Here is a 12946-nt window from a genome sequence, read left to right on the forward strand (position 1 = left end):
GAAAATATGATCTTTTCTAAATACCTGCTCTTTATTTTGCTTATTGAATTTCTTTTCCTAAAATAAATACTTTCTTAATATTAATATTATCATCAAATAATATTAAATCAGCATCATAGCCCTCTTTAATTTGACCTTTGTGATCATGAACTTTGCAATGCCTAGCGCCATTGTAGGTGGCCATTTTTACAATTTCATGAAGGGGAAGCATAGAATTTTTATATACATTATTAACAGCTTTATCTAAAGTAAGAACTGATCCTGCCAAAGCTCCATTTTTAAGGCGAGCTGCACCATCAATTACAGAAACTTCTTGCCCACCAAGAGAATATTCACCATCAGGCATTGAACAAGCCATCATAGCATCAGTTATTAATAATACATTATCTGTACTCTTTTGTTTATATGCAATTCTTAATGCAGGATATGAAATATGAATTCCATCTGATATTGTTTCAGTTGTTATATCACTATCAAATGTTGCACCAACAACTCCAGGATTTCTATGAGTTAAAGGTGTCATTGCATTATAAAGATGAGTGGAGTGACAAACTCCACATTGAATTGCTTCAATGGCATCCTCATAACTTGCTTTAGTATGCCCCATTGAGCAGACAATGCCTTTTTCTGAGAGGTACTTAATAAGTTCTTTAGCACCAAAAACTTCAGGAGCTAAAGTAATAGATACAACAGCATCTTCACAGCCTTTTACCATTTCATTGTAAGCTGAAATTGAAGGCGATAAAAGGTATTTTGGATTTTGAGCGCCAATTGCATCTGGGTTTATAAAAGGACCTTCTAAATGCGCTCCTAAGACATGAGCTCCTTCAGTTCCGTTTTCTTTAAGTTTTTTTATGACCTTCATGGATTTATTTATATCTTCTATTGAAACTGTCATAGTTGTAGGGGTAAAAGAAGTTGTTCCATGTTTAACTATTGTTTTAGCAATATTGTTTATTGCATCATCAGTTCCATCCATTGTATCAAAGCCGCCAGCGCCATGAATGTGAACATCAATGAAGCCAGGGGAAAGATATAATCCATCTGCATCTAATATTTCTTCATCAAGGCAGTTAAGAGGATTGATTTCTTTGATTTTTCCATTTTCAATGAGGACTGAACCTTTTTCTATTTTATTTAAATAAATTATATTACAGTTTTTAATCAGCATTGTTGAACCTCCGTTTATTCAGTTAAGAGTTACACCTATAAAAAAGTACCTAGGCACTTATAAAAAGAGTGGCTATGCCACAATAAGGAACTACTCTACAAAACGAAACTTTTCTGCAATTAGGAACTTAAAATTAATTAAGAGGTAGTAGTTGCGGGTGAAATTTTTTTAAGTTCTTGATTGTGTTACGCCCTTTTTTATAGGTGTATATTAGTTGTTTTTTATTAAAGCTCCTACTTTCTTATCTACTATTATTGTAACATCTTTATGCATTTGAAGCATAGTTGCAGGATTTTTACTTGTGATTTTTCCAGAGAGCATTTCTTTTACTGCTTCAGCTTTATTGTCACCATGTACAAGCAATAAGATTTTTTTTGATTTCATAATTTGACCTAAGCCCATAGTTAAAGCTGTTTTTGGAACTTCGTCAATAGAACTAAAGAATCTTGAATTTGCTTGGATTGTACTTTCTGTTAAATGTGTCAAATGAGTACCTGATGTTAGAACATCGTCAGGTTCATTAAATGCTATATGACCGTTACTTCCTATACCTAATATTTGTATGTCTATTCCACCAAGCTCGTCAATTTTTCTGTCGTAATTTTTAGTTTCTTCTTCAATATTTTTTGCTAATCCATTAGGTACAAAGGTGTTTTCCTTTTTTATGTTTATATGATTGAATAAATTTTCATTCATAAAATATCTATAGCTTTGAGGATCTTTTTCGCTTAAGCCTACATATTCATCTAAGTTTACAGTTTTAACTTTAGAAAAGTCAATTTGATTATTGTTATTCATTTTAATAAGTTCTTTGTAAGTTCCAATAGGAGTGCTTCCAGTTGCTAATCCAAGGATTGCATTTGGTTTTTCATTAATAACATCCTTTATATTTTCAGCTGCTAATTTACTCATTTCTTCGTAATTTTCAACAACAATTAATTTCATATTTATTACCTTCCTTCTTCTGTAAAATAATTTTTATATTTTCTAGTACTAAGAATTTAATAATTATTATTCCCGTTAATTGCATAATACTATATAATATTTATAAATTAAATACTTTATAGAGCTTTAGAAACCTGTTGTCATTGAATGGAACATGTTATCATAGAAAGAGAAAAAAATCTAAAATAAGAGGTGTATATAATGATTGATATAACAAAATTATTTGGGGATATAAAACTTACGTCTCTTGAAGAAAGCGTGATTATATATATATTAAATAATATTGATAGCTGTATGGAAGAAGGAATAAGAGGTATAGCTAAAAAAACATATACATCTCCATCAACAATAATGAGATTATCAAAAAAACTTGGCTATAATGGTTTTGTAGAATTAGTATATTCACTAAAGTTAAAGTTATCAACAGAGGATAACAGTGAATTTATTAATGCTATAGAAAATAAAGAAGTTTTTACAACCAATTACGAAAATGCTATTAATGATTTTATAGAGTGTATAGAAAAAGGAAATATATTGATATCAGGAGAAGGTTTTTCAGAACTTGTTTCAAAATATATCTATATGAAATTATTAGTTCTTGGCAAAAAAAGCGTACTTTCAACTTTTATAGATTTTGATATTCTTTTTGATAATCATGTGGAAACAATAGATTCAGTTATGCTTATTTCCAAATCAGGTGAAGGAAATCATTGTGTAAAAACATGTATGCTTGCAAAAGAAAGAAATTTAAAGGTAATCTCATTTACTGGTAATTCACAAAGTACATTAGCAAAAAATTCTGATATTACCTTTATAGTTCCTGACTGTGAAAAGTTAGATAATGATAATTACTATCCTAACCCTTTCTTTGGATATTGTATTGAAACCTTCGAGCTTGTTATTCATAAATATTTTTTAAAATATAATAATAAGAAAAAGGGGAATTCCAAGGACTTATAATTGAGTTGAAATTTACAATTTAATACTAGAAGAAGTTTATTATTCATTGAATATTAGCCTAATATAATGAATAAGGTTGAAAATTGTAATTTTTATAACTTTAGGTATATAATGAATGGTAAAGGTGATATAATTTAATATATAAACAGGTATTGTAAGGAGTTGGAATACGAATAATGGCAAAGTATGAAGAAATTGCTGAAGATATAAGAAATGGAATATTAAACGGCAAATATGGTCCAAAGGAACAATTGCCTTTAGAAAAGGAAATGTGCGAACATTATGGAGTTAGCAGAATAACAATAAAAAAAGCTGTTGATGAGCTTGTTATTCAAGGATTGGTAATAAAGAGAAGAGGCTCAGGAACTTTTGTAAAAGCACTTGATGATGATGATGTTCAAGAATTAAGCATGGCAAAACAGTTTGAAGGTTTTTCAGAAGCCCATAGAGACATGAAGGTTCATTCTGAGATAGTAAATTTTGAGGTGGTCCATCCAACAGAAGAAATTGCAACTAAATTGAAGATTAGTTGTGATGATTTTGTTTATTATGTAGTAAGAACTAGATATGGAGATGATGTACCATTTGTAATTGAGTATACATATATGCCTATAGGTCTTATACCAGGAATAAAAAATGATGTTTTATTAAGTTCAGTTTATGGTTATATTGAAAAAGAACTTAAATTAAAAATTAAGAGTTCCCATAGAGTAATTCGTGCAATGTTGCCAAGTGAATTAGAACAAAAATGGTTGAAAATAGATAGTAATTTCCCAATACTAGAAGTTGAGCAAGTAGGATTTTTAGATAATGGTCAGCCATTTGAATATTCAAGAGCACACCATAGAAGTGATAAAATTGAATTTAGAATAGTAAGTATTAAATAAGTATAAGGTTTTAATAATCAACTATAATATAGAAGTTAAAACACCATGCATAATTTGGAGAAATTCATATGCATGGTGCTTTTTTTTGAGAAAGTGAATTTAAACTGATTAAGCTCAAAAATATATCTTGTTAAATTTTGAAATGATTTAGGGACTCTGTTAAATCAGCAACATAATTTTGTAGATCAATTGCGCTTAGGTTAACAGTTTCAGCGCTTGCAGCTTGTTCTTCAGAGGAAGCACTTACTTCTTCCACAGAAGCAGCGGCCTCTGTTGCAGAAGAAGTTATAGAACTTATTTCAGTAATTATTTTTGTTTTAGCACTTTCAATATTATTTACATTTTTTAAAGCCAATGCTACTTTTGTTTCAATTTCTTTGATAGAATCTGTAATTAAGTTAAATGTATTGGTAGCATTTTTTACTGCAGTTGTTTATTCAAGTGCCCTTTGCTTTAAATCTTCAACGCTAGATACAGTTTGAAGTGAATCTTTATGGATAATATCAGTAATTTCTTTTATTTTTTGCGTAAAGTTAGCAGAACTTTCAGCTAATTTTCTAATTTCATCTGCAACTACACTAAAACCTTTTCCAGCTTCACCTGCTCTTGCAGCCTCAATAGAAGCATTAAGGGATAAAAGATTTGTTTGATCAGATATATTTTTAATAGCATTTAAAATTTCATCTATATTTTTAATATTGCCTGCTAAATTATTTACTGTATTTTCTATATTAGAAGTTGATTCAATATTTTCTTCTGTTTTTATATTTAATTGATTTATATTTTCTACACCAGTAGATACTTCAGCTCTAATTTCTGTTATTGCCTTATTAGTAATAGAGAAATCATCAGACATAGCATCTATTTTTTGTGAAAAATCCTCAACAGCTTCATATATTTTTTCAGTAGCTGTAACTTGAGAACTTGAACTTATAGCTATATGTCCAATTGTTTCAGTTACTTCCCCAGCAGCTTTAGCAGATTGCTCAGAAATCGAAACTAGTGAATCTGAGGTATGAATTAATTTTTCTGAAATGTTTTTTACATTTTCTATAAGTGTTTTAGTACCATTTCTAGCAGCATCTAAACCTTCAGCCAGCAACTGAAATTCATCTTTGGAGTTTAGGGTTAGTTTATGAGTTAAATCTCCAGTGCGGATCAAATCCAATGAGTTTAAAATTTTAGTAATATTCTTCACCATAATATTACTAATTGGAATGGTTATAATAATTGTTATTACAAGTATAAGAGCAGTTAAATAAAATATTGTATATAATATTTTGCTTACTGGTTCTAGAAGATCGGATTCATATCCAACACTCCAAATTGTCCAGCCAGATCTTGCATAATAGTTATATTTAAAAATTTTATTTTCTTTTTTTCCATTTTCAGTATAAGTTGCTTGAAATTCAGAGGTTAATTTATTTTTAGAGGGTTCTAATATTGCAGGATCATCAATTGGTTTGTTAATTAAATCTTTGTCATTATGAATAAGATAATTTTCTCCCTGTGTTATAAAAGTATAACCATGATTTCCTATTTTATTTTCACTATTCATATTTATTAATGTATCTAATTCTAAAAGGATTCCTAAAACACCAACCATTTCGTTTTTATCATTTGTGACCTTCTTTACCATAGTAATTATACTTTTTCCAGTGTTAGCATCAGCATACACATTAGTATATCCAATTTTGTCCTTATCCAAGCCTTTAGCTAATATATACCAGGGTCTCTTTCGAGGATCATATCCTTCTGGAACTGAATTCCTTGCAGGATCAAAATAATATGCACCACTTTCAGTTCCATAGGAAATTAGTTTTATATTCTTAGGGTGAGAATCTTGAAAGTCTTTAAAAGAAGCGATGATTTTTTTTTTGATATTCTTCTGAATTGGATAAAACATTTTTTACTTCATAGTTAAGTGCAAATTGATTGAGAGAAGCTTCGTTTTGAGAAAAAAATTGATCAAGTAACGTTGTGTATTGCTGCAAGGAATTATCAACAGCAACAATTTGATTAGATTTTAATTGATTATACACATTAATGTAGGTAGCAATACTTATGGCAATTACATTTAATAAGACCATAATAAATGTAAAAAGAGCAAGTTTTCGACTCAAATTTCGTTTTTTTATTATCATATGAATTCCCCCCTAGCATTTAGATAAGATATGTACAAAATTTATGATGCTATTTACATAAATTTTATAACAAAGTATGACTATATGCAACAATATTCTGAAAATTCGAAATATTATTCAATATAAGGGAAGAAACTGAAAGTATGGTACATATTGTAACAGAAAAAATGGGAAAAATAAAATAATAAGTCGAATACTAATTTTTAAGTATGACTTATTATTTTTATAAGATATTAAATTCCTTTAGGGGTATTATTAAGTAGACCTCTTTCAGATAAAATATCATAAATAGTTTGAGAAGTAGTATCATCTAATGTATAGCCAAGTAATTTAACTATCTTATCTAATTTTTCTTCAGAAGTAGTTTCTATTTCTAAATATGGAAAAGGACAAAAGGTTTTATCATTTATGTCTATTTCTATAAGACAATCATTTAATTTATAGCTTTCACGATACTTTTTATTAGATTCCTTTAAAATTAACCCAAGAGCTTTAAAAATTCCTTCTCCAGCTTCTTTGTTATCAATTATTGTTTCATTTTCTTCCATTACTTTAAATCTTTCTTGAGAAAGCATCTTTTTAGTAGTCATGTAATAAACCACATTATTATTAAGTAAATCATTTACTGTTCTTATACGGGCATAGCCTTTTTGAGATAGGAGTCTTCCGTCCTCAAAATCATATATATCATTAACTTGATCTTCCATTTTAACTTTTTCAGCACCATTTGCTAATAAAATAGTTCGTACATTGTCAACATCAATATCCACAATTCTAGTTTCTAATTCTTGCATAAAAATAATCTCCTTTTAAATCAATATAATATTATAATATATCAAATTAAAACGTGATTCCAGTTTAAGTGTTATAAATAATCATGAAATTGTTAGAATTATACTATTTGTAAACTTTATTATTATATTGGAAATTATAATAATAAAATTTCAAGAAATCATTTAAGTGAAAAATTTTTATCATATTATTTATTAAAATAATAATTGAATTAAAAAAGTTGGCATATTAATAATAAAAATGTAATATTATGCTATGATAATGTGGGAATCTAGAATATAATATAGGTAATGGTATGAGGAAAATTTTAAGTTATATTAATTTAAGAAAAATATTAAATTAAAGAGATTTAGAGTAAATGGGGGTAAGAGTATGGAGTTTTTATTTAAACCAGCAATATTACTAATGAATAGGCTTAAATTTCTAAAGAAATTTGGATTGATATTTATTATTTCATTGTTGCCAATGTCACTGATATTAATAAACTTAGTAATTCAAATAAATAACAAAATAGAAGTTAATAATAACCAAATGATAGGCCTTAACTACAACTCTGCTATAAGATCATTAGTACAGCATGCACAACAGCATAGGGGTTTATCATCTACTTATCTTTCAGGAAACATATCTGTTAAAGATCAAATACTTGCTAAACAAGGTGAAATACAAAAGGATATAGAAAGTGTAGATTCTCTTGATAATAAATATGGAACATTACTTAAGACAAGTTCAAAATGGAATGATATTAAAAATCAGTATATTGAACTTGAAAAAAATATTTTTAATTTATCTGTGAATGATGCCATTTCCAAGCAAACTCAGCTTATAGGAAAAATGTTAGACTTGAATTCTGATGTAGCAGATACTTCATATTTAATTTTAGAACAAGAGTCCTATAAGTATTATCTTGCTGATAATATAGTTTATAAGCTTCCAAGAACTACAGAATATATGGGACAAGCACGGGCATTGGGATCTTCTGTTGCAGCAAAAAAAAGTGCGACTAAAGACGAAAGATTTAGATTGCTTTATTTATCACAAACAATGTCCATAGCGCTAGGAGATTCACAAAGGGGAATGAATATAATATATGATAATTACCCAGAAGGAAAGAAAATTCTTGATGAAACATATGTTAAAGCTTCTAACTCATCTAAGAAACTTGTAGATACAATAAATGCAGAACTTATTAATTCAGAAGAAATTAATATTAAGTCAGAAGATTATTATAAGTCTGCTACGAATAGTATAGACGATGTATATAGTTTATTAAATTCTGTATCAAACACATATGCTGAAATAAATCAGAAAGATGGGAAAAATTTAAGTTTCCAAAGAAATATTTTAGCTTCAGTTGCAATAATTGCAACAATATTGATAGCATATTTATTTATAGGTTTTTACCTAGCTGTGAAAGGGACTATTACAGTCATACAGAAATCTTCATCTATTGTTGCAGAAGGAGATTTATCTAAATATATAGAACATGATGTAAAGGATGAAACAAAATTAATAATAGATTCATTAAATAAAATTATTGAAGCTTTTTCAAACATAATTCATAATACTAAAAAGGTTTCAAACGATGTAGTTTCTGCTTCTACGAGTTTAAATGAAATTACTGAGCAGACTACAGAAGCAATAAACCAAACTGCAGATGCTATTCAAGATATTGCAGCTGGTGCTGATGTGCAGCTTAAAGATACAAAGGATGCAGCTATAACTATAGATGAAATGGCTTCGAGGATTCAAGGAATTGCTAAAAGTAGTTTAGAGGTATCAAAATCCTCAAATGAAATGGAATTGGCTGCTGAAAATGGAAGTAGTATGATTAATGGTGCTATTACTAAAATGAATAGTATAAATTCGCATGTTGAAGAATCTAGCAGCATTATTAATAATTTAGGTGAGAGATCTCAAAGTATAGGCGAAATTATTAATACTATAACAGAAATTGCATCACAAACAAATTTATTAGCACTAAATGCAGCAATTGAAGCTGCTAGAGCAGGAGAACAAGGAAAAGGATTTGCAGTAGTTGCAGACGAGGTAAGGAAATTAGCTGAAATATCATCTTTATCTGCAAATCAAATTTCTGAGTTAATTAAATCAATGCAAGAAGATACCTCTAAATCTGTAAATCAAATGAATAAGGTCATGGTTGAAGTTAGAGATGGTGTTAATGCAGTTGAAGAAGCAGGCAGAGCTTTTGAGAAAATTTTGGATTCAACAAAAGGTGTAGTTAATCAAATTAAAGAAATTTCAGTAGTTTCAAAAGAAATAGCTGAAAGTTCAGAGGAGGCAACAGCTTCATTACTTAAGGTAAGTAATGTTGCAGATAAAGTTTCTACTAATACACAAAGTGTTGCAGCAGCATCAGAAGAACAATTAGCTTCTATGGAAGAGGTTGTATCTGCTACAGAAGATTTAAATTCAAAAGCAAAAGAATTACAAGAGATGATTGACAAGTTTAAGGTATAACTAGTGGTAAAATAAAAGTGATAAGTTTATAAAAGAAAACAAGCCAGTATTCTTATTGAATAATGACTTGTTTTTTATTAATCTCTATCAATTGTAGCAGTTCTAAATCTTTCTATATGCATTGCTAAATAGGCTATTTCATCAGCAGTAACATCTTTTTCTAATCGCTGAGTTAATATATCTTCTATGCCTTTAGCTATGATGTAAGAGGATTTATATTTAGATTTTATTTCTTTAATAAAGTCATTTTTTATAGAAATTCCATCATGAATTCTCTTTATTGCAAATTTTAAATGAGTTAAAAATCTAGCATAATCCAAAGAGGTTTTATCTATTTTTAATTGTAAGTGCTTTTCTACATATTCAACTATTAAGTTTATTATGGCTGTATTTTTAAATGTATTAGATGATTGACCAGAGCGTCTTGCAGAATGGATATGTAGAGCTATAAAGCCAATTTCACCAATGGGAAAGTCTATATTTTGTTCTTTTTCTAAAATTGCTGCTACTTTTTCTGCTAGATTATATTCTGTTTGATATAATGCTTTAATTTCCATAAGAAAAGGATTTTCGATTTCTTCTTTATTAGAAAGTCTTTTTACTGCAAAGTTTAAATGGTCTACTAATGCAATGTGTATTCGCTCATCTAAATCCTCTTTTAATTCATCAGCTATAAAAGATATCATTTTTTCGCATAAAATTAAAAATTCTTCATCAACATTTTCAATTACCTGCTTAAAATTTCTTAAATTATCTTCATTTTCAATAACAAATACCTTTTCAACCTCAGTGCCTTTTTGTATTATATCACCAGGTTTTTTACCAAACCCAATTCCTTTAGCAAAAAGTATTCGCTCACATCCGTTCATTTCTACTGAAACTATATTGTTATTATAAGTTTTTAATACTGTTGCTGAATCAAGAATTATACTCATATTTTCACCCTTTTATCATTTAATAAAAATTGTGGTATACATAAATAGTATTTGTTTAATTTATGTATACTATTATAATAAATAATTAATGCATAAGAAATTATTTATTATTAACTAAAAATAGTATCATGTAAATATTATATAATCATATAATATTTTTGAATAGTAAATTTATTTTTATATGCTAAAGGTTACTATATCATCTTTTCCAGCAGTAACATTAATACCAACATTTGCTTTTAGTTCTTTTACATTATCCATGTTGGTAACTAAAACAGGGGTTATTAGAGAAAAACCCTTGCTTAAAATAAAATCTCTATTTATTTTTATTATTGGAGTTCCTGCTTTAATTGTAGCTCCAGCTTGAGCAAGCAGTTCAAAGCCTTCTCCATTTAAAGATACAGTATCAATTCCAATATGAACAAGTATTTCTGCACCATTAGAAAGTGTCATTGCAAATGCATGCAATGTTTTAAATACCAATGATAATTCTCCATCAGCAGGTGCAACTATTATATCGCCAGTAGGATTTATAGCAATTCCATCACCAGCAAATTTTTGTGAAAATACTTGATCAGGCACAGATGATAAGTCAATGGTATTACCAGTTATAGGAGCGATTAATTTCACTTCTTTGTTTGAGTTCTTTTTAAATAAATTAAACATACGCATATTCCTGATTATTCAGGAATGTTCACTTCCTTTCAGAATATTATTTTCGATAAAAAAAAGGCATAAGCATCCTTGAAGTAAGGTAAACTTATGCCTGATTAAACAGTGACACATTTATTATATTGTCATTATAATATCTGAAATAATTTGTGTCAAGAAATAAAAAAAATATCGATTTTTGAAAAAAAGGTATTGCTTATTAAAAAAAATTGTAGTAGTATGAAGTTGAAACAAGAAAGAAATTTAATATGTAGCGTGTAACCGATTAAATTCGAGCAAGAGCTGAAAAGGATAATTAATAATTTATCTTTTTCAGCTTTTTTTATTTCTAATTAGCAATTCATTACATATTTCATTTACTTGTATTTTGAGGATCTAATAATCCTTTAAAATAAATTTTTATTAACATGAAAGGGGAATTTTATATTATGATGAAGTATTTACAAAGACTGGGGAAATCTTTAATGCTTCCAGTAGCAGCGCTACCTGTTGCAAGTATTTTAATGGGAATCGGATACTGGATTGACCCAACTGGATGGGGAGCAAATAACGTTATATCTGCTTTCTTATTAAAAGCGGGTGGTTCATTAATCGATAACATGCCAATTTTATTTGCTATTGGTGTTGGCGTTGGAATGTCTGATGACAATGATGGAACAGCAGCTCTAGCAGGATTAGTTTCATGGCTTATGATTACCACTTTATTATCACCAGGTGCTGTAGCGATGTTTAAAGGTATTGATGTTAAGGAAGTACCAGCAGCTTTTGGTAAGATTCAAACTCAATTTATAGGAATATTATCCGGTTTAATTGGAGCAGCTTGTTACAATAGGTTTAAGGGAGTTAAATTACCAGATGCGTTAGGATTCTTTAGTGGTAAAAGATGTGTAGCTATAGTGACAGCGTTTACATCAATTTTTGCAGCAATTATATTATTCTTTATTTGGCCTGTTATTTATGGTGCTTTAGTTGCTTTTGGTAAATCTATCGTTTCAACAGGTGCAATTGGTTCAGGAATTTATGCATTCCTAAATAGATTATTAATTCCTTTTGGTTTACACCATGCACTTAACTCAGTATTCTGGTTCGATGTAGCTGGAATCAATGACCTTGGTAACTTCTGGTCAGGTAAAGGAACTCAAGGGGTAACTGGTATGTATATGACCGGATTCTTCCCAGTAATGATGTTTGGATTACCAGCAGGTGCTTTAGCTATGTATCATACAGCTAAAGATAAGAGAAAGAAAGCAGTATATGGATTATTATTAGCAGCAGCAATATCTTCTTTCTTTACAGGTGTTACAGAACCATTAGAATTTGCATTTATGTTTTTAGCTCCAGCTTTATATTTAATTCACGCTGGATTAACAGGAATTTCTGCTATTGTATGTACATTACTACCAGTAAGATCTGGATTTAATTTCAGTGCAGGTTTTGTAGATTGGTTCTTAAGCTTTAAAGCACCAATGGCACAAAATCCACTTATGATAATTCCAATTGGGTTAGTATTTGCAGTAATTTATTATGTAGTATTCCGTCTTGCAATTACAAAATTAAACTTAAAGACTCCAGGTAGAGAAGATGATGAAAGTGAAGAAATGAATATATCACTTTCAGATAACGATTATACAAAAATAGCTTCGATAATTTTAGAAGGCGTTGGAGGAAAAGGAAACATAGTATCAGTTGATAATTGTGTTACTAGATTACGTTTAGAAATTAAAGATCAAGCTGTAGTTGATGAAAAAATCATCAAATCTGCAGGAGTGTCAGGAGTTATAAGACCAGGAAAAACAAGTTTACAAGTTATAGTTGGAACTCAGGTACAATTTGTGGCTGATGAATTTAAGAAATTAGTAAAATAAAAAATGTTCAACTATCATTAAAGACTATAACATTAATTAACAAAGCATGGTAACATGGATAATTTATAGAATTAACTGAAAATAATGAATTAAT

General features: G+C 28.8%; 12 protein-coding genes. 4 read left to right on the forward strand and 8 right to left on the reverse strand.

The window, feature by feature from the left end:
• Positions 1 to 40 precede the first annotated feature (40 nt).
• Positions 41 to 1171 carry an N-acetylglucosamine-6-phosphate deacetylase gene (nagA, locus tag GXK56_RS21585; RefSeq protein ID WP_160691313.1) on the reverse strand — a complete coding sequence of 377 codons (1131 nt, stop codon included), beginning with the start codon at positions 1169 to 1171 and terminating at the stop codon, positions 41 to 43.
• A gap of 210 nt (positions 1172 to 1381) precedes the next feature.
• The gene (gene nagB / locus GXK56_RS21590; RefSeq protein ID WP_160691315.1) at positions 1382 to 2116 is read right to left on the reverse strand and encodes a glucosamine-6-phosphate deaminase; all 735 of its coding nucleotides are present in this window, start codon (positions 2114 to 2116) and stop codon (positions 1382 to 1384) included.
• A gap of 201 nt (positions 2117 to 2317) precedes the next feature.
• On the opposite strand from nagB, the gene GXK56_RS21595 reads away from it, so the two are divergent.
• Both GXK56_RS21595 and GXK56_RS21600 read left to right on the forward strand, forming a co-directional pair.
• On the forward strand, positions 2318 to 3076 hold the full coding sequence (locus tag GXK56_RS21595) for a MurR/RpiR family transcriptional regulator (RefSeq protein ID WP_160691317.1): 759 nt from the start codon (positions 2318 to 2320) through the stop codon (positions 3074 to 3076).
• Between the two features lie 176 nt (positions 3077 to 3252).
• Positions 3253 to 3963, forward strand: coding sequence for a GntR family transcriptional regulator (locus GXK56_RS21600; protein WP_160691319.1), 711 nt, complete (start codon positions 3253 to 3255; stop codon positions 3961 to 3963).
• Positions 3964 to 4093: 130 nt separating this feature from the next.
• On the opposite strand, the gene GXK56_RS21605 is transcribed toward GXK56_RS21600, so the two are convergent.
• From GXK56_RS21605 to GXK56_RS21620, 4 genes are all read right to left on the reverse strand, one after another.
• Positions 4094 to 4318 (reverse strand): hypothetical protein, encoded by a 225-nt coding sequence (locus GXK56_RS21605; RefSeq protein ID WP_160691321.1) that lies wholly within the window; start codon positions 4316 to 4318, stop codon positions 4094 to 4096.
• Positions 4319 to 4396: 78 nt separating this feature from the next.
• Entirely contained in the window at positions 4397 to 5869 is a 1473-nt protein-coding gene (locus GXK56_RS21610) for a methyl-accepting chemotaxis protein (RefSeq protein ID WP_160691323.1), read from the reverse strand.
• Positions 5817 to 6107, reverse strand: coding sequence for a hypothetical protein (locus GXK56_RS21615; RefSeq protein ID WP_160691325.1), 291 nt, complete (start codon positions 6105 to 6107; stop codon positions 5817 to 5819). Before GXK56_RS21615 ends, GXK56_RS21610 begins: the two co-directional genes overlap by 53 nt.
• Before the next feature lie 233 nt (positions 6108 to 6340).
• Positions 6341 to 6901, reverse strand: coding sequence for a CYTH domain-containing protein (locus tag GXK56_RS21620; protein WP_160691327.1), 561 nt, complete (start codon positions 6899 to 6901; stop codon positions 6341 to 6343).
• A gap of 370 nt (positions 6902 to 7271) precedes the next feature.
• Between GXK56_RS21620 and GXK56_RS21625 the strand changes: the two genes are divergently transcribed.
• Positions 7272 to 9380: a methyl-accepting chemotaxis protein gene (locus GXK56_RS21625; protein WP_160691329.1), complete on the forward strand. Its 2109-nt coding sequence runs from the start codon at positions 7272 to 7274 to the stop codon at positions 9378 to 9380.
• Between the two features lie 77 nt (positions 9381 to 9457).
• On the opposite strand, the gene GXK56_RS21630 is transcribed toward GXK56_RS21625, so the two are convergent.
• Positions 9458 to 10315 (reverse strand): PRD domain-containing protein, encoded by an 858-nt coding sequence (locus GXK56_RS21630; protein WP_160691331.1) that lies wholly within the window; start codon positions 10313 to 10315, stop codon positions 9458 to 9460.
• Between the two features lie 177 nt (positions 10316 to 10492).
• Entirely contained in the window at positions 10493 to 10981 is a 489-nt protein-coding gene (locus GXK56_RS21635; protein WP_160691333.1) for a PTS glucose transporter subunit IIA, read from the reverse strand.
• A 434-nt stretch (positions 10982 to 11415) separates the two neighbouring features.
• On the opposite strand from GXK56_RS21635, the gene nagE reads away from it, so the two are divergent.
• Positions 11416 to 12852, forward strand: coding sequence for an N-acetylglucosamine-specific PTS transporter subunit IIBC (gene nagE / locus GXK56_RS21640; protein ID WP_160691335.1), 1437 nt, complete (start codon positions 11416 to 11418; stop codon positions 12850 to 12852).
• Positions 12853 to 12946 lie beyond the last annotated feature (94 nt).

Origin of the sequence: Clostridium sp. C2-6-12 (genome assembly GCF_009928485.1) — a bacterium.
GTDB lineage: Bacteria > Bacillota > Clostridia > Clostridiales > Clostridiaceae > Clostridium.